Raw genomic sequence first — 17,008 nt, 5'->3', positions numbered from 1 at the left:
GTCAAATATACTGAAACCCACTCCGCAGCAATAACCTCCTCGCGCCGTCAAACGGCAATTTCAATTTGCTGCTCGTGTCCCCAGCGGAGCAGGAACTTCCGCTCCGCCTGAGTGAGGCCACGCCGGTTCATGCCCTGCGCCTGGCAGATCCTTCTGCCGCTCAGCTGCAGGGTCACCAGGGACTGTTCCGGCGCGTTTCTGCGCCGCAGGAACAGGATGTGGCATTCACCGGACGCGACACGGTCGATGTAGTCGCCCACACAGTGGCTGAGGTTGATTCCCTCGTCTGCCAACTCCTTGGGCTCAGTCGGCACCACGATGCAGTAGCCCTGGGCGCTGTATTCCAGCTCCTTAACCAGTTCCGCCTGCTCAGCGAAGTTTTGGCACTGTTCAGCGGCCCTGGCCAAGTTGATCTTCAAAGATATAACATCGTGAGCGGTTTTGAAATGCTCCGGATATTTCTCCTTGACCTTTCCGTAGAAATTTTTCTGCATGGAGAGATAGTCCATGTACTCCCGAAAGAAGTTCTCAGTTACCTCGCCATAGCCCTGCCGGTAGAGGTCAAAACAGATATAGTCGATGAAGCGCCTTAGATTGATGCTGTACTCTGATTCCATAATCTTGACAAAAGAATCAGGTTCGCAGTTCGGATTATATCGGTATGTCGAATCAAATCTCATATTCCGCACCCCAGAACGAACCAACTGCTCGGCAAAATACATCGCCTCGTTGGCGCCGTAACGCGCTTCAATCCAAAAAATGACCGGGATACAGTTCTGATACTTCCCGCTGGCGGTGGCATTTGCGGGGAACAACTGTGCCACCCGTGTGAAAAGCCGCTTGTTTTGCTCCCAATACTGCACATGTTTCCGCGGCTTATCATGGCTGATGGGCACATTATGCCGGCACATATCCGTGAGGACTGCGTCTCCTGTCACGGTGATAATGAATTCGGCAGACTCTTTGAAGAGCGTGCCAAGCCAGTTCACCTGCTGAAGATCAATATAACTATCTTTCAAATCCCGCAGGAACGAGCGCAGATTTCCAATAGTCACAGGGTCGATGGCGCCGCTCTTGCAGTCGCGGATGTAGTAGAGGCCCTGGCTGACCAAAATCACCAGTTCCTTTTGCACTTTCTGGGTCTGACGCCGCAGGATGAAGTCCGTATTGTTCTCCAGAACAACTTCATAGGCCACGGACGGTTTCTGCTTGGCGCCGTCCAGATCAATGATATAGTCCTTCAAGGAAACAGCAGCGGGGCTGGTGTTCGTTTCTGGCATGACATGAAACCTCCAGTTTTGTGATATTTATGTTTTCTTACCAGACGCTCACAGTGTATCGCGGCTCTGAAACGGCAGCCAGATAGTAATACCTGATTTTGTTCAGGGCGGATCTAACCGCAGAATCCCGCTTTGTCCCCTGGTCGTCCAGATAGCGGATGACAGCCTTACGCTCCTCCGCGTTCAAACGGGACAGGGCCTGCTGCATCTGCGGGGAAAGCTCCTCCTTCTGAGGCTCAACGGCCAGGAACCGCTCCAGTCCTTCGTTCTGGTCCAGGGACACCACAACGGGCCGCTGCTGCTTGCTAAAGCAAGTGAGTCCGCAGGGCCGGTACTGACGCTTGATGTCCAATATGGCATACTGCAGCTTCATCCAGATATGGGCCTGGATGCACTCAGACCTGGTGGGGTCGAAGGTCTCGATGGCGCTCAGGGCGGCCATGGCCAGTTCCTGATATACGTCGTCCCAATCCAGGCGCATAGCACAGATCAGTGCCCAGTTGCGCCGCATTACCCTGCGGATCATGCCCTCGTTATCCATAAAAATCTCGTTTCTCTCAATGAAATCCATGTTGTACCTCCTCGTCGTTGTTAGAGAATGGCAGGGCAAGGCCGAATACCGGCCTTGCCCTGGTCTGCTTATACGCGGATAAACCGCTTGATGATGCCGGCCAGCTTGACCGGCAGTTTGGTCAGATCGCTGATGTCCAGGAAACTGTCACCATAGATCCGCCCAATGTTCTCCTTGTCGCTCCCAATGGCGGCAGCCACGAAAAGGATGCCCTTGCGCTGATATTCCTGTTTGACACCGCGCAAGTCCTCCTCGGCAGCCGTCCCATAGTAGTCGGTATCCGCCGGCTGGCCGTCGGACACCAGCATTAGCAGCTTTACATCCTCGCTACGCCGGGACAGCTGCTCCGCCACATAGCGCAGAGCGGCCCCGTCGCGGTTGCTGCCTCGGGCGGATAAATCCATCATGCGGTAACGGTCATCCCGGTCGATGGCGTCAAACTCCGCGTAGGAGTATAGATCGACGCCGCTTCCAGTGGAGTGGCCATAGACCATAATGGGAATACCCAAGGCCTGACAAAAGTCGTAGAGGATGATAGCGGTAGCGCGGGCGTATGTAGCCCGGTCACAGCTGCACATACTGCCTGATTCATCCAGCAGTAACCCTACAGAGAGGGCCGGGATCTCGTTTGGAAGCGAGTTTTTGTAGAAGACGCGGCCATCGTTGCGGCTCAGTGCGTGGATATCCAGACGGCGGCCCATCAGAAGGCCAGTCTGCTTCCCTCCCCGGCGGCTGTCGTGCATCTGCTGCAGAACCGACTTCTGCAGCTGTTTGGAAATGTGGAGCAGGTCACCGGAAACCTCCTGGTACTGCTCTTTCAAATCGTCATCCACCTGGGCTATCCGATGAACCTTCATACTGACGCCTTCATGGATATTCCCGTAAGAAATGCTCTGGGCCAGTTCGGTCAGTTCCTTAGTTCGCTGCCGCTCCAGCTCCTGGCAGACGCTGCCCTCAGCGATTTTTTCCAGGATCCGCTGGATATCGGACGCGGCGCCGGTGTATCCGGTCCCTTTGTAGTCGTCATCCCGTTCCATTGTGCCACCCTCCGGTGCGGAGAGCGTAGAGGTGTCGGTCAGGGGGATACGTCCATTCTCCTGCTCAGCTACGGATTGGCAGGCCCCCGGCGGGGACTGCCCTTCCATCGGCAACCCTTCTTCTTCCGGGGCAGCAGACGCAGCGGCCGCAGTTTCCTCCACGGGATATTCTTTCTCCTCGCCGCCATCGGTCGCAGCGTCAGATTCAGATTCTTCCTCCTCCTTGGCTGTATCGGCGGCCAGCTGTGCGGTAGCGGCACGGACACCTGCAGTCGGGGAACCCCCGTCGGTGCCGGAAGGCGTGCCGCCGGAGACCGGCTCCGTTTCACCAGTTCCCTCAGCGCTGTTGCCAGCCAAAGTCGAAAGTAGCTGCTGGAGCACGTTATCGGCATCGCCCTCACCGCCGCCTTCTGCCGCCTGATCGGCTATGTCCTTGCAGTAATCCACAAAGTTCTTGATGTAAGGCCAGCAGCGGATCAGTACAATGTTGGCGGTACGACACCTGTCCCGGAAATCCTGACTGGTCAAGGCTGTATCCAGGTCCCCCAGCAGGGAGAACACTGACTGGATTCGTTCATCTGTAAGCGGAGTCTCCCCATACTTGATCCGGCCCCACTTCATGTAGGCGAGGATACACTGGAGCACTGTCAGCCAGATATGGCCGCCATCCTCCTCTTGCTCCGTCATTTGGGTCACGGTGGGCAGTACCTCAAATGTGCTTTCACGCCTGATTTCCAGGTTTGCACCCAAGATACCGGGGTAGTCCGTAATCATCCGCTGCTCAATGTAGCCATCCTCCAGGACATTCAGGATGTCATGACTGATAAGGCCCAGCACTTTCCGGCATTTGGGGTCAGACTGAAGCAGCTCAAAATATTCCGTTTCCGCATTCCGATCCCTGCTGCTGCGCAGCGGCGGCTCCGGGTACCACTTCCCGCTCTCTTGAAACCTGTGATAGGTCTGAGAGGTGAGAAAGTCAGTATAGAGTACATGCCCCAGCTCATGGCCGAACAGCCCGCAGACCTGCTCATACCGGGCCTGCCGGGTCTTGTGCATGGTCACACTGGGATGGCCGGCGTTGATCCAGATCAGGCCGTTGTCCGTGCGGGCACTGCCCGATTCCTTCGGCTTCCAGACAATACTGACCTTGACCCGCCGCCGGTAGCCGTAACGCCTGGTCTGGGCGGCGGCAATATCCTCAAAGTAGGCGGCCAGGGCCCGAGACGCAAAAAACTGCCGGTCAGTGATGGTCTTCTGCTTTTGCGCGATAAGCTGCTTGATTTTTTTATGGTTCACTCTTGCCAAGAGTAAAGAACCTCCCTTCTATTTTTAATAGCGATACCGTTCAAACCGCCTTTTTCCGCTTAGGCGCGAAAATGGGCTCCAAAACAGAGGTGACGATGGCGGCCCGGTCCTCCTCGTCTGCGGTGGCTTTGCTGATGATGGTATACATGGCCGAGATGTGGGGGTCGCCAGTGATCTCAGTGCTCATAATCCAGTCGATCAGGCTGCGCATTCCGCAGCTGCCATCGGAGATGCCGTTTTTGCGGCAGAAGTCAGCCATATCGTTGACTACCTGCACCATTTTTGAAACCATGAAGTCATCCTCGCAGCCGGTGACGCTCATAGCACGCTGGGCCATAATCTCCGGCGCGGGAAGTTCAATGTCTTGCGTCAGGTTCATGCGGTCCAATACCGACTGGTTCATACCCCGGCACCCCTCATAGCTGACATTGGTGGTTACGACCACCACAGCATCAGGGTGCCGCCGGATGACCTCGCCGGTAGGCAGTGTAATAGTGCCGTTCTGCTCCAGCAGGGAGTTCAGGCCCACCAGCACACCGGGCTGCATGATCGTGGTCGGCTCCTGGATTTCCACCAGGTAGCCATACTTCAGGGCTCGGATAAAGTCCGTTTCCATATAGGTGTAGGTCTGTCCGGCATTTGCCGTCTCAGGTTTGACCGAACACAGCTTCTGGATCTTGTCCGTCACCCGGCCCATTACCTCCGCCATGCAGTCCTGCGAGGTCGCGCCAGCTTTGGCGTGGCCAGTGAGCAACTTATAGGTGCCCTCCGGGTCATAGTCCATATCATCCAGGCCGGGCAGGTTCATCAGCTTTTTGACATTCTCAAAGGTGATGCCGCCCATCTCTTTTAGTTCCTGCCGCTCCCGGTCCAGATCTGCGTCCCCGGTGGAGGGGCCGTTGGTATCTGGGAAAACCTGACCGATGAAGTCGTAGACCTCGGTATTGGCCGAACAGGTGTATTTCACATAGGGCAGGTGCAGGCCTGCGGCAATCGCCTTGGCTCCCTCGGTCTTGCCAGTTCCGGCCGGACCACGAAGCAGAAAATTGCGCATGGGCAAGGATTTTTCAGTGGACTTCTGGGCGTGGGCACAGATACTGACCACCTCCTCCGGCAGGACATACCATGGCGCCAAGTTGGGGACTAGAGACTCCTCATAGACAGTGAGGCTGCGGCTGGGGTCCAGCGCATATTTGCCGACAAAATCGCTATGTGGAACTGCCTTTTGGGGCTCCAGAACAACCGTTTCTCCGATGTGGGCCAGGATGGTAAACTCACCCGCCAGTACTTGGTTGGGCGCAAAACTACCGGAGTCCAGATGAGTCGGAGAGACCCGCATCACATTTCCAGAGTTGTCGATATTGACTGGCAGATGTGCGGGACAGGTTTTATCGCTCACACGGCGATAGACGTTGTCGCAGAGGATCGCCAGCAAATCAGTGGCCTTTTTCAAATCAGAAAAGGAGCCCTGATACTCCGACATGAAGGCGTCCAGGTTATCCCCAAATTCCTTGTCAGCTGCAAGGGCGGGGATCATGGCCAGCACTATGGCGGCACCATCCTGACCGCGTTTCCCCACGGAATAGGTTTCCATCATCTCGGTGTTGCTGTCATACTTGCTGGCCAGCACGGTCCCGTTCCTAGGGTCATAGACCGCCAGGTGGTAGGCATCCGCACCGGAGGCCGACTTGTACTCGGCAACACCCTTGCTTCTGCAGGTTCCCACGGCGCCAGGCTTGGAGCCATCCTTGCAGGCACAGTACGCCAGCACAGCTTTCACAACAGTGTTGCTCAGCGTGGCCTCTGTGCCATCCCCATAGGTGGACGACACCTTGACTTTCTTCCCACCCTTATCAAATGGCGTAGGCAGGGGGCGGTCAAATACGAACAGTTTTGAACTCATTTGTAAATCACGCTCCTATTCTGTTATTTTGATTTTGACATGGATTCCGTCAGCCATCGGTTCTGCTGCCGTGAACCCGTTGCGAACCAGTTCGGCACATAGCGTTGGCCAACTGTCCCCGTGAGGCAGTTCCTCTGCGGAGATGCGGAACCCGTCCTGACCCGCAGCAACGGCCTCATTGTTCAGTGCGTTCAGCCGCTGCATATTGGCTTCTACCCATTCAAAGGACAGCAGTCCATAATCAACCTCTTTCGCTTCTGCGGGCGGCTCCTCTTGCTCAGAGGCCTTTTCGGCAGGTTGCTCAGGGTTGGCAGCCGATATGGTCGTGTAGACCAGGCCGGCAAATTGGAGATTTTGGACCCACACAGTTGCTCTCTGGTAACCGCCAGCGCCATTGAGCAGAATTGTTAAAGGCTGTCCGGCAGCAAACTGATCGAAAGCATTTGACATACTCCATACCCATCTGGCATCCGGATACCGCATGGCAACCTGCTCTGTGATCTTCCGTTGCAGCAGGCCAAACGCCGCAGCCAGAATTGATTGCTCCGTTACTGGCGCAGGCAGCATTAGCAGCGGAACAGGCTCAGTCTTGACCGGCTGCCTGGCCACATGGAAAAGCACCCATAAGGCGTAGGCGATCAGACCGATCAGCAGTAGCAGCAGAAGCGGCCAAAGCCGGACAATGGTGAGCAGGACTGCGAGCAGCATGATCACAGTCAGTATGTCATGGAGCAGGTGTTTCTTCTTATCGGGTGTCATCCCTTTTTTCCTCCCTCGGTATTGGCAGATAGATATAAATTGTGTTGGACACTTCTCCCTGATCAGTGGTACGAACGAGAACCGCAGCCGGACCGTTGACCCCGTCCGCTGCATCACCGAAAATAGGGCGGACTACAGCTTGGTCGTCCATAACGTCTGGCATCCCGGATTCCTGGCACAGCCGGAAGTTGTATTGCTGTCCGCAGCCTACCATGTGACTGATCAACTGTCGTTGTTGGGCTGTCAGGTAATTTCCGGTCAGTTGTCTCAATACGACTTCCAACTTTCTCCGCTTCTCTGTCTCAGTTCTTGCTTGAAATGCTTGGTTACGCAAACACATCCCCCCTTAAACGCAAAAAAGGCGCACAGACCGCGGATGTGTTACCACGAACTGTGCGCCTTTTACGCCTGATATTCATTTGGCCCCTATAGGAAGCTGCTTAAAAGAAAGGATTTCCCGCATCGCCGAAGCTCTCATACCCAGTAAAACCTCCGGGCATAGGATCGGGAGCCGGAGGAGTCTGGCCTTGGGGATGGCCCTGCGGCTGGGACTGAGGCGCAGGGGCGCCACTCTGCGGAGCCGGTGCGCCACCACCCTGGGGAGCCGTGCCGTCGGAGCTGGTCTGTCCGTTCTTCTGGCCATTGCCGCTGCTGGCATACTCGATCTCGTCCAGGTACAGAACCACACCCGTCCGGGTCTCATGGGTGTCCTTGGTCTCCCAGGTCTCCTCGTCATAGCGGGCGATGATGTTGATGTACGAGCCCTCCTTGAGCTTCATGCGCTTGACGCGCTCGCACATATCCCCGAACGCCTTGACGGTAAAGTTGAGCCAGCGGTGGTTTTTCTCCGCCTTGCTGTCGTAGACCCGTTTCCCGATCCGGAAGTTGGCAACCTGCCCGGCGTTTTCGCTATTGCTACTAAAATAGCGGACGGCGGGGTCGTCGTTATACCCCTTGGAGACAACGGCCTCTGTGATGATTAGTTTCAGCATGATGTGATGCCCCTTTCTGCAGGTCCTTCCCTGCCGTTGAAATAATTTATTTCAACCCGCATTTTCGCGGGCAGAAAACAAAAAAAGTGCCAAACAGCGCAATAGCGCCATTTGACACTCTGAAACACGGTAACTTTGTTTTCTAAAGAAAACACGGTAACTATTGTTTTGATTATAGCATGATTATTCCAGAAGGTCAATATGCTATTCATCGCAGTTACCATGGTCCTGTGTGGGCCGGGTGTCAAGAACCCACCTGAGCTTAGGCCCTGCCGGTGTGCGGCTGGGAATGTTGCGGCGGCGGTTATTCCGGTGCCAGCCATCTTTTCGTTCTGGAACGATTCCATCCAAATGGAAGCCAGCAGCTTTTACACTGCTGCCTCCTTCCTCTGGAAGCGTATAAGTAATAAATCGAGTATAGCCCATTGCTCTCCCCGCCTTAACGGCTGCTCCATACAGCTTGCTGCAGGCATTGAAATAGGCGGAATCACAGCATACACGGTTGATTTCCAGGGTGAACCCATCGTTGAGATGCCGCGCTTTGGGAATACTGGCGATAGCAACGCCTGCATATCTGCTTTCATTTGAAGAAATCAGGCCAACAGAAAATTTATGGCCCTGTGGAGCCTCATTGTGGCGGTGATAACGCTGGACATATTCCCTGGCTGCACGAAACGACAGAGGGACAATCCGCAGTTCAGAAATAAGCGCATACCGTTTCCCATCCACATAACGAAAACAGGGCCATATATCCTGGCTGCCGCATATCACGAAACGTCCAATTCGATGTATGACAGGGATGCGCTGGCGAGTATATCTATCGTTCAGACTAGCTTGATACCCAAGCTCCCCCATGACCAACGCCGCTGGGTCCAAAGGCAGAACCGGGCGGTGCAGCACAACGGGATTGTCCAAGGGATAGTATCCAGGCCCTGGCGATCCAAAATGGAATGCTCTCATGCCGGAAGGCATACGCCACTCCAGCCTGTTCATGATGGAGTCAAACTGTGCATCGGAAAAGACCTGGGAATCACGATACCAGATACCTTCAATGCAGTATTGAAAAATGTGATAGACCATCAGGACTTACTGGATGCAGATTTATCTGGAGGTCCATCTGTTACCGCTAGATAGGAGCCAAGCAGGTGCATTCCCTTCCACTCATAGATGGGGGTACTGTCCTGGATATAAAATGTGATCTGATGTCCCTCAGCCGGTATCTTGTGGCGGTTTCGCAGTACAACCCTCAGAGCCGTCCCTTCCGCTTCCATCAGTATGGCCTTCGGACGGCGCAGAGCCATGGTGCGCTCCACACGCACCACGATGCCAGTAAGACACAGATAGTGTCCTCGCACAACCACCTGATAGAGATGTCCCCCGCTGACCGCTGCCAGCAGGGACAGAAGGAAAAGAGGCGCAGCGATTGTCATAGTGAAGAAAACCAGGAGAACATTCCCCGCAATCAGTGAGCACGCGGCCAGCGCCAACCGCATCAAAATCTGTGCCTGCAGCGGCATTGGAATCTGTGTGCGTTCCATAAGCTCCTCCTTCAAATCAGCAGTAGGCGCCGTGTGCGCAGCAGCTCCAGCAGGGCGCCTATTACGGTGTCACGGGCAGGCGAGTGTTCCATCAAAGTCTCCAAAATACCGTCCGGAATTGTCTCTGCAAAGTAGATCATCTCTGTCAGCCTCTGTCTGCCGTCCTCGCCTAAAAGTGCGGAGGTCGGCTGTACCCTTTGTTCCTCCAGCCGAATCAGCTCACTCGCCGTCAGCCGCAGCCCCGCCTCGGTGATCCATTTCCAGACACGCCGGATCGGTTTGGACAGAAAGCAGTCTGTCCATTTCCTGCTGTTGGGGCAAATGACACAGCCGGTCAGGAGCCGATAGGCGGCCAGAGTTCCCGTTTCCTCGGTGGTAATGACCAGGCCGCTGCCCTCCATCCGCCTGACCGCCTGCTCCTTGCCCTCCGGAACCGGCTGTGGACGGAGTCTCGCCTTTTTCCAGAGTCCAGCCAGCTCCGGTCCCAGTGCATAGACACAGCCGCAATGAGATACATAGTCAAGCCCGGTCCTGCGGGACCGTGTCAGCTCTCCTTTCGAGAGATATATCATATCAATCACCTCAATTTGCTTATTTGCCCTTATTACACGCTCCAACCGGCAAAATTACAACAGCATCATTAAGGTGACCGCCAGAATAATAGCCCCAACCGCGCCAAGAATGACCAGCGCGATTTGTTTGACCAGTTCGGGATCCATTCCCTCGCCGCGAGCACCGGAATCAATAGGCTGTATGTCATCATAGTAGCCATCATAATTTACATCCATTGGGTTGATGGGTCTGGACCTGTGATGGGGCGCTTGTCTGGATTTTTGTTGCGGGGGACGCTTTTTCCGCCGCCGGGTGCCTGCTGCTTTCTCTATGCGCAGCGATTTCCCGCACTCAGGGCAGAAAGAAGCGGCGCCCCCCGAAAGGGGAGCGCCGCAATAGGGACAAAATTTCATTGTGATCCACTCCTTATCAAGTTGCTTTTCCGGCCTGTTGGCCAGCTGCTTGCACAAGGATGGACAATATGAGTATACCACTAAAACATCCGCCTGTCATCGGCTTGACCACTGCCACCTGTACTGCCATAAACACTGCCAAAAGCACTGCCGAAACCGGGGGCTTGCGTTGGGGCTGCGGTCGGTGCAGGCGGCGGCGCTGCCGGGGGAGGACCAGGCTGACGCGCCGGAGAAGCCTCTGATGCAGCTTCCTGGCGTTTCTGGCCCTTTCGCTGTCCCCCCTCCTCAAACCGAGGCGCGTGGATCGCGGTCCAGTCCGCCATATATCTGGCTGACAGCCATGCCTTATAGTGGGCTGCTGTGGTAAACAACAGTTCGTTGAGCTGCCGCCAGGTGAGGACCACCGATACATGCTGCTCTGGCGACTTGCCAAACCGGGGAACGATCAGGCCGGTCTTGTTTTCCTCTCCCGGACCGCTGTCAGCAGTAAGGAAATAGTCAGACTTCTCTGCCGTAGTAAGTTTGACGACTCGGGACAGGCTTTTGCCGTCAGGCCGGGACTTGCCGTAGTAGGCCAGCCGCTTGGCAGAGGTTCCACCCAAGTGCTCATAGAGCGCATCTGACTTTCGCTCATTCTTATACTGCTGCATACGCATATGAAGACTGCCGTTGGCAGCCTCCTGCGCCAAAGCCAGAAACTGCGGCACATCAATATAGATATGGATATTGCTGGTGTACCGCTGTCCAGCCGGACGGGACTTGTCATAGGCCACAAACTGCAGATGTACCTTGTCCAGATGGAAACAGTCGTTCTTGACCTCCACGAAACAGTTCCGGGCATCTTTGCGGATGATCTGGTCCCGATTATCGTTTTGTTTTTCCAATGATCTATCACACTCCTTCAAAACAGTCTGATCTGTGTTTCCTCCAGAGGCGTCTGCGCTTGTGCCGCCTTCCACTGCAGATGCAGTTCATCAATCCGCTGGTCATCCAGCAGTTTCTCTGCCCGGCGGCGCCAAAGATCGTCCAGGCCGTTCCAGCCGTGGGTTAACAACATTTGTTCTACCTTGCGGATTCGCTGCTTTTTTGCAGCCTCCCGTCGCGCCTTTTTCTGGGCCTTGGCCGCCTTCAGGCTGTCTGCCGCATGGGTTACTTGAATACCGTTGGCTACGTCCTGAAGATCCTGAAGGATGTCCCTGGTATCCATTCGGGCGGCCCGCAGGTTCAGAATCTCAATTTTCAACGTCGGATCAAAAAACATAGTTCTCCGATAGCGGTCCAAGGCACGTTGCTCCGCGTCCCGCCGGCCGTACTGTATGATGGCCTCACAGATGGTCATGGACACCGTTTTCTCCAGCAGTTTACAGCCCTTTTCGATACTGACCCGCTCCTCGTCCGGGAACATGCCGATCCCCTTTTCTGTCCAGGTCTTTCGCACGTCATAGAAGACATTCCCCTTCTGTGGCGCCAGGTCCTTCTCCAAAACGCTGCAGTGGCTGCAGCTGGGCCACAGTCTGGCACACTCCATTGGGCTGTAATAGGTCGTCCAGGCTTTGCTTGTCCGACCGTAGCGGCTCTGGTGCCGACAGACCCGGCCGTTGTGTGCGGTTTCAACCGCCTTCCACAGTTCGTCCGATTCCTGCCATACCTGTTTATGCGCTTCATCCAGACTGCCTTCATATGAAACTTCTCTCCTTATCGCTGGGCCTTATGCTTCCCAAAGTTGAGTTCATAGATTATGCGGCTGATTTCTGCGTCATTTTCCCATCGGGTGCTGAGGACATCTCTGTCCGGACCCTCACCCACAAAGACAGATACCATACCGTCCTGAATATGCAGCAGTACCGATTGACGCTGTGCGCAGATAATCGCTAAATTTCCAAGCTGTTTCATTCGATTTCCTCCAAATATTGAATTGGAATGTTCAGTTGTTGTGCTGCCTGGATCTCACCTGCCATACCATGGCTAATCCTGGTCCCGCATACCCAAGCGGCAGCGCAGTGCCGTAGGATATTCAGCCCCAGCTCCAGCCCCTTTTCCCGCTCGACCGGATTCTGGTCGTTCAGGATCTGTGGATAGAGCAGATGGACAGCGATAGGGGTATGTCCCTGCTGAATGGCCTTCCGGCAACAGCGAATCGCAAATGCCACATTGGCCTCGATATCCCCCGCATAGGGTGAGATGATGTAGGTCAATTCCTTGCTCACTTTGTTCACCTCCTTGTTCGTGAAATGGAAAAGGGACGCTTTCCAGCGTCCCAAACTTTGCCCCAAAGGGGCCATATATAATAAAAAAGCGCCCAAAGGTACGAATACCTCTGGACGCTTTGTAACACGGATACTTTGACTGCTCTTGCAATCGACTGATACTGTATGACGGCATTATACCCGACCTTGTGGGAAATTGCAATCCCTATCTAAAAGAATGTTAATGCAGCCCTTACCCTGCCCCGCTACAATTTTGGGTGCTGGCAAGGTGTCGTCTTGCTGTCAGGCCTGGTATTCCCCCTTTGTTCCCCACACCAAAGTCTGGCCATGCCTGCCATTCAAACGATCAGAATATGTACACTCGGCAACCATATATTGGTCAGGAACTTTTGGCGGGACCGGTCTGCGCGGCGATTCTGCAATCTGGCTGTCAAAAAGAGATGTCTGCGTATTGGCTACATACTTTTCGTCTAACAGCCTGTACCAGTAAATGATATGATTTCGGACCAGGTTCATGTTGACTCCATCTGGCCAGCTTGGATCCTGACAGCCGCTGCAGGCGATATTATTCCATTGCTGGAATTCCCGGTCTATTTCGGCCTGAATCTGCTGGACTGTCATTTTTTCATGCGGGATGTACTTTGCCATAACAGATAAAGTCTTACGTCACAGCTCTTCAAAATGCTCACATTCGTGAATACCCAGTCTGGTGATATCCTTACCGTAGAGATCACAGTCACCGCAACAGCAATAGAAATGCTTCAATATCGGGTTCTCCGGATCCATATAGAGCAAATCGTTCGGCTCCGGAAAACTGTACTTGTCCCCACAATATTGGCAGTTACAGCAAATTGGACCCTCGTAGTTAGGGTCGGATGGATCCTCTGGACGATTATTCCCAGCCTGGTACATTGCGATCCTTCCCATGAGCAGCGCCTTTCCTTCCGGCGTCAGTTTGGTCAGTTTGGAAAGGAACGAATAGAAATTAGCTACCGGCCGACAAGCACCGCGCATCTCCAATGGTATCAGCGCGCCAGCATTCAGACCGGGGTAATAGCAGCTGTCGTTGTCCAAAATCCCAACGTAACTTCCGCCAGAAGCGTCATCGTCGTGGGCCTGTTTCGTCTTTCGATCTACCAGAACCCATACACCTTCCCCATTGCCTGCAAGATAGTCCTGCTCAGTCAACGGGAGGTTGACCTTAATGTATTCTGTCATATGTCCTTTGTCCATGTCACTTCTCCTTACTTAATTTTTCTTCAGTTGCTGAAATCAACTTTTTACGCAAAAATCTCCTGCTTTTCCTTAATCATTTGCTCCACATCGGCTTCTTTTCCACACACATCACACGTACCTTTTTGTACGATTTCTTCAAATTTCGGCATATTTTGTTCCTCCTAAGATCAGCATTGTTGTAAGGTCAGAGTATGGCAGATGTTCAATAATCTTCAGGATATCTTTTCCTCCTTTCCCCAAAATGAAAAAGGGACGCCATTCAGCGTCCCAAACTCTGCCCCGCAGGGCCATATATAATAAAAAAGCGCCCAAAGGTGTGAAAAACCTCTGGACGCTTTGTAACACGGCTACTTTGACTACTTTTGCAATCAACTGATACTGTATGAATCAATTATATCCGATTGAGCAGAGAATTACAATCTTTTTTTGGAAGCATTGCGGCAACTCACTTGTACCAATACTGTTTCGTTTTTTCCTCTGCTTCCTCCAGAGACAGGTCAAACTGTTCTGCCACCGTTTGGATGACTAGATCCAACGCCTGGGAAAGTCTCTTCAGTGTGACCACAAGTGCTTTGATGCCGGTTTCCCGCATCTCCTTGCGGCCTTCCTTGCGGCCTTCCTCGCGCCCCTGTCTCAGCAAATCCCTGGTTTTCATTGCCCATGTCATTTTGGTCAAATCACTGCTCCCAATACTGTTTCGTTTTTTCCTCTGCTTCCTCCAGGGACAGGTCAAACTGTTCTGCTACCGTTTGGATGACTAAATCCAATGTCTGGGAAAGTCTCTTCAGTGTGACCACAAGCGCTTTTATGCCAGTTTCCCGCATCTCCTCGCGGCCTTCCTCGCGGCCCTCCTCACGGCCTTCCTTGCGGCCCTCCTCACGGCCTTCCTCGCGACCCTGTCTCAGCAAATCTCTGGTTTTCATTGCCCATGTCATATAAGATACCTCCTTCGTCCGGTCGCTGCGCACGGTATGTACGGCCTGCTTGGTTCTTTGTACCAGCTCACTTGACAACTGGAGTTGGTCGTTGTTGGTTCGGACATAATCCAAAAACTCCAAAATGGGTGCGGGCGCGTTGCCTTCCTGATAGCGGCTGTTCAAGATAATCGCGTGGCTGCCGTCATCATAGATGATGTCCTCACGGCCGTCGATACAGCTTACACGCTCATAGCGGGCCAAACCAGCGTGATAATAGTCAAAATCACAGACAAAGATCACATAACTCTCTGGCAGGTCCGTGTAATCAAGCCCTTTGCCCAGGCATCGCCGGTCAATGCCCCCCTGATAGTATCGAATGCGGCGTTCTAACCCCCGGCTGCTGGTTTTTTGCATCTCAATATCGTAGTGGGTGCCAGCGGCATCGTTAAGATAGACATCCAGCCGAATACCATGCCCGGAAACATCGTCCGACAGATCCTCCTGCTTATTGATATATTCAATACGGGCGATCTCCTTCTCCAGCAGGCATTCCAGGAAAAGCCGGCACACCTCGGGCTGCCGCATGACCTCTCCGAACATAAAATCGTCAGACAGTGGAAGTTGGGATAGGGGCGTAATCGTGGTCGGCATTTTTTGCCCTCCTTTGTTTCTTTTATTATATGCTTTTTTCTTTGATTTTGCAAGGATACCTTTTCAGCGCGGCAGCAATGCACAATTTGTCCAGGTAATACCCACTTGGACTGCTCCACCTTCTGGCCGAGTCATACCCAAATGAGGAGGTGCCCATTCAGTTCTCGAATCCGCGCAGGGATCGACTCCAGCTGGCATACCTCATGCAGGTACGGAGAATCAGAAACCCAGCTGACTCCAGTATTGACTTGGATGACACAGGAAACATATATCGGCTCCACTTGCTGAACCACCTGCCGAAAACACCCGCAACCGATATATTCAACCAGCAAATTCGCAATTAGCAGCTCTGCCCCGGGCAGTTTGCCTGAGCACTTATGCAGATCGATGCACAGCAGTTCCAGTATGTTGCCCAAGTCCTGATATCTTACGGATGTCTCCGACAAATAGGCGGCGTTGATATCTACTCCATATACTTTTTTGATTCCACTGTCCCTAATATGCTCAAGGCCGTTCCCACCAGCAATCCCTAAAATCATGGTGCTGGATACAGGCCAAGCTTTAAGCTGTCCTTCAATCAATTTATTCAGAGCCTGTAATTGCATAATCGAAGCAAGGGACATATGACTTTCATAATCAGTCAGGGTAATTTCATTCCATGGATTGTTATATACTTCATACTCCGTTTCCTTTTTCCAAAAGGTCCACTTAACCGCAGGGATATATCCTATTTTTCTATAAAACTCGCTCTCCCCTCCTGACATATGTGTGGCACCTAATGCTTTCGTTTTTCGATACAATTCAGACAGTGCTGCCGCCGCAAGCCCTTTGTGCCGATACTCCGGAATTGTACAAAGAGGTTCCAAATACGCTAGTTTATTTTCTGGCGTCCACCACATCCCTGCCCAGCAAACATATGCCCCTTCTTCATTCGCAACTGCTACGGACAGATTCTTCGTAGCGTGGGGAGCCACCTCCAGCAAATAGAAATTTTGCTGATATTGGTGATTCCATTCCCCTTCCTCCTTCTCGTGATCAAATCCTTTCCAGCAGCATTCTCCAACTTTTGATGTATCTAATTCCTGCGGCCTTACAAAGTGAAAGCCTTCTGGTAATGGATAATCCAACTTGTTTACAAAATCAAACTGCATATTCCAGCTTTCCGATTCCTGCCTGTATCCCAACCGTTTTGCGCTTTCCATTAGTTCATCCTGGCCACCAAAAAGGACTAAACGTATGCCTTCTCCTTCGTCTGGCATATTCTTAGCGGCATATTGTATCATCTCTTGTGCCAGTTCCCCATATCCCGGCCGCAGGCAAAAGTAAATATCTGTCAGAGGATTCTCATAGAAGCAGAAGGCTACAATACGCCCATCGCTCTCCCATATCCGATTTTTATAGGAATACGATATATCCATCCAGTAAGAGAACGACGAATAAGCGTACTCAAAAAACGGGGCTGGCACTCCATTTCTCCAGTCTTTTTCGTATATATCTATTAAAAACTGATACACCTTACCGCAATCCGCCAATACACTAAAAGGCCTTGATGTGATACTCTTTTCTTTTCCCATAAAAATCCCTCATAAGGCAAATAATTCATCACACGTTTTCAATCTTTTATTGCTGTGCCATGTTTTTTTGATT

General features: G+C 53.0%; 20 protein-coding genes. All 20 read right to left on the bottom strand.

Going from position 1 to position 17,008, the window contains the following annotated elements; genetic code table 11:
- Positions 1-47 precede the first annotated feature (47 nt).
- Entirely contained in the window at positions 48-1,280 is a 1,233-nt protein-coding gene (locus NFS22_RS13150; RefSeq protein ID WP_251318209.1) for a PcfJ domain-containing protein, read from the bottom strand.
- A gap of 37 nt (positions 1,281-1,317) precedes the next feature.
- On the bottom strand, positions 1,318-1,851 hold the full coding sequence (locus NFS22_RS13145) for a sigma-70 RNA polymerase sigma factor region 4 domain-containing protein (RefSeq protein ID WP_251318208.1): 534 nt from the start codon (positions 1,849-1,851) through the stop codon (positions 1,318-1,320).
- Positions 1,852-1,919: 68 nt separating this feature from the next.
- On the bottom strand, positions 1,920-4,184 hold the full coding sequence (locus tag NFS22_RS13140) for a vWA domain-containing protein (RefSeq protein WP_251318236.1): 2,265 nt from the start codon (positions 4,182-4,184) through the stop codon (positions 1,920-1,922).
- 49 nt (positions 4,185-4,233) lie between these two features.
- Positions 4,234-6,096 carry an ATP-binding protein gene (locus NFS22_RS13135; RefSeq protein WP_251318207.1) on the bottom strand — a complete coding sequence of 621 codons (1,863 nt, stop codon included), beginning with the start codon at positions 6,094-6,096 and terminating at the stop codon, positions 4,234-4,236.
- A 15-nt stretch (positions 6,097-6,111) separates the two neighbouring features.
- A complete protein-coding gene (locus tag NFS22_RS13130; protein WP_251318206.1) occupies positions 6,112-6,855 on the bottom strand; it encodes a hypothetical protein in 744 nt (247 codons plus the stop codon).
- Positions 6,842-7,189, bottom strand: a complete 348-nt coding sequence (locus tag NFS22_RS13125) for a hypothetical protein (protein ID WP_251318205.1) — start codon at positions 7,187-7,189, stop codon at positions 6,842-6,844. The genes NFS22_RS13130 and NFS22_RS13125 overlap by 14 nt, the downstream gene beginning before the upstream one ends.
- Before the next feature lie 106 nt (positions 7,190-7,295).
- Positions 7,296-7,847 carry a single stranded DNA-binding domain-containing protein gene (locus NFS22_RS13120; RefSeq protein ID WP_251318204.1) on the bottom strand — a complete coding sequence of 184 codons (552 nt, stop codon included), beginning with the start codon at positions 7,845-7,847 and terminating at the stop codon, positions 7,296-7,298.
- 204 nt (positions 7,848-8,051) lie between these two features.
- A complete protein-coding gene (locus tag NFS22_RS13115; RefSeq protein WP_251318203.1) occupies positions 8,052-8,927 on the bottom strand; it encodes an XF1762 family protein in 876 nt (291 codons plus the stop codon).
- Positions 8,927-9,385 carry a hypothetical protein gene (locus tag NFS22_RS13110; RefSeq protein ID WP_251318202.1) on the bottom strand — a complete coding sequence of 153 codons (459 nt, stop codon included), beginning with the start codon at positions 9,383-9,385 and terminating at the stop codon, positions 8,927-8,929. The genes NFS22_RS13115 and NFS22_RS13110 overlap by 1 nt, the downstream gene beginning before the upstream one ends.
- Positions 9,386-9,396: 11 nt before the next feature.
- Positions 9,397-9,957 (bottom strand): hypothetical protein, encoded by a 561-nt coding sequence (locus NFS22_RS13105; RefSeq protein WP_251318201.1) that lies wholly within the window; start codon positions 9,955-9,957, stop codon positions 9,397-9,399.
- A gap of 54 nt (positions 9,958-10,011) precedes the next feature.
- Complete coding sequence (locus NFS22_RS13100; protein ID WP_251318200.1) at positions 10,012-10,350, bottom strand: zinc ribbon domain-containing protein; 339 nt, start codon at positions 10,348-10,350, stop codon at positions 10,012-10,014.
- Between the two features lie 80 nt (positions 10,351-10,430).
- Positions 10,431-11,234, bottom strand: coding sequence for a hypothetical protein (locus NFS22_RS13095; protein WP_251318199.1), 804 nt, complete (start codon positions 11,232-11,234; stop codon positions 10,431-10,433).
- Between the two features lie 17 nt (positions 11,235-11,251).
- Entirely contained in the window at positions 11,252-11,788 is a 537-nt protein-coding gene (locus NFS22_RS13090; RefSeq protein ID WP_251318198.1) for a hypothetical protein, read from the bottom strand.
- A gap of 257 nt (positions 11,789-12,045) precedes the next feature.
- On the bottom strand, positions 12,046-12,243 hold the full coding sequence (locus NFS22_RS13085; protein WP_251318197.1) for a hypothetical protein: 198 nt from the start codon (positions 12,241-12,243) through the stop codon (positions 12,046-12,048).
- Positions 12,240-12,557: a DUF7768 domain-containing protein gene (locus NFS22_RS13080; protein WP_251318196.1), complete on the bottom strand. Its 318-nt coding sequence runs from the start codon at positions 12,555-12,557 to the stop codon at positions 12,240-12,242. Before NFS22_RS13080 ends, NFS22_RS13085 begins: the two co-directional genes overlap by 4 nt.
- A gap of 282 nt (positions 12,558-12,839) precedes the next feature.
- Positions 12,840-13,205 carry a hypothetical protein gene (locus NFS22_RS13075; RefSeq protein WP_251318195.1) on the bottom strand — a complete coding sequence of 122 codons (366 nt, stop codon included), beginning with the start codon at positions 13,203-13,205 and terminating at the stop codon, positions 12,840-12,842.
- Between the two features lie 18 nt (positions 13,206-13,223).
- Complete coding sequence (locus tag NFS22_RS13070; RefSeq protein WP_251318194.1) at positions 13,224-13,790, bottom strand: hypothetical protein; 567 nt, start codon at positions 13,788-13,790, stop codon at positions 13,224-13,226.
- 448 nt (positions 13,791-14,238) lie between these two features.
- Entirely contained in the window at positions 14,239-14,469 is a 231-nt protein-coding gene (locus NFS22_RS13065) for a hypothetical protein (protein WP_251318193.1), read from the bottom strand.
- A 1-nt stretch (position 14,470) separates the two neighbouring features.
- Complete coding sequence (locus NFS22_RS13060; protein ID WP_251318192.1) at positions 14,471-15,361, bottom strand: Rpn family recombination-promoting nuclease/putative transposase; 891 nt, start codon at positions 15,359-15,361, stop codon at positions 14,471-14,473.
- A gap of 131 nt (positions 15,362-15,492) precedes the next feature.
- A complete protein-coding gene (locus NFS22_RS13055; protein WP_251318191.1) occupies positions 15,493-16,935 on the bottom strand; it encodes a GNAT family N-acetyltransferase in 1,443 nt (480 codons plus the stop codon).
- Positions 16,936-17,008 lie beyond the last annotated feature (73 nt).

Origin of the sequence: Flintibacter muris, from assembly GCF_943192995.1 — a bacterium.
GTDB classification, from domain to species: Bacteria; Bacillota; Clostridia; order Oscillospirales; family Oscillospiraceae; genus Lawsonibacter; species Lawsonibacter muris.
The sequence above is the reverse complement of the archived record's forward strand: the minus strand, read 5'-3'. Positions and strand labels throughout refer to the sequence as shown.

What these genes read in the sequence shown, in the direction of transcription:
- NFS22_RS13150 (WP_251318209.1), bottom strand. Translation starts at nt 1,280, where the DNA reads ATGCCAGAAACGAACACCAGCCCCGCTGCTGTTTCCTTGAAGGACTAT.
- NFS22_RS13075 (WP_251318195.1), bottom strand. Translation starts at nt 13,205, where the DNA reads ATGGCAAAGTACATCCCGCATGAAAAAATGACAGTCCAGCAGATTCAG.
- NFS22_RS13115 (WP_251318203.1), bottom strand. Translation starts at nt 8,927, where the DNA reads ATGGTCTATCACATTTTTCAATACTGCATTGAAGGTATCTGGTATCGT.
- NFS22_RS13055 (WP_251318191.1), bottom strand. Translation starts at nt 16,935, where the DNA reads ATGGGAAAAGAAAAGAGTATCACATCAAGGCCTTTTAGTGTATTGGCG.
- NFS22_RS13135 (WP_251318207.1), bottom strand. Translation starts at nt 6,096, where the DNA reads ATGAGTTCAAAACTGTTCGTATTTGACCGCCCCCTGCCTACGCCATTT.
- NFS22_RS13120 (WP_251318204.1), bottom strand. Translation starts at nt 7,847, where the DNA reads ATGCTGAAACTAATCATCACAGAGGCCGTTGTCTCCAAGGGGTATAAC.
- NFS22_RS13100 (WP_251318200.1), bottom strand. Translation starts at nt 10,350, where the DNA reads ATGAAATTTTGTCCCTATTGCGGCGCTCCCCTTTCGGGGGGCGCCGCT.
- NFS22_RS13105 (WP_251318201.1), bottom strand. Translation starts at nt 9,957, where the DNA reads ATGATATATCTCTCGAAAGGAGAGCTGACACGGTCCCGCAGGACCGGG.
- NFS22_RS13110 (WP_251318202.1), bottom strand. Translation starts at nt 9,385, where the DNA reads ATGGAACGCACACAGATTCCAATGCCGCTGCAGGCACAGATTTTGATG.
- NFS22_RS13130 (WP_251318206.1), bottom strand. Translation starts at nt 6,855, where the DNA reads ATGACACCCGATAAGAAGAAACACCTGCTCCATGACATACTGACTGTG.
- NFS22_RS13060 (WP_251318192.1), bottom strand. Translation starts at nt 15,361, where the DNA reads ATGCCGACCACGATTACGCCCCTATCCCAACTTCCACTGTCTGACGAT.
- NFS22_RS13145 (WP_251318208.1), bottom strand. Translation starts at nt 1,851, where the DNA reads ATGGATTTCATTGAGAGAAACGAGATTTTTATGGATAACGAGGGCATG.
- NFS22_RS13085 (WP_251318197.1), bottom strand. Translation starts at nt 12,243, where the DNA reads ATGAAACAGCTTGGAAATTTAGCGATTATCTGCGCACAGCGTCAATCG.
- NFS22_RS13070 (WP_251318194.1), bottom strand. Translation starts at nt 13,790, where the DNA reads ATGGACAAAGGACATATGACAGAATACATTAAGGTCAACCTCCCGTTG.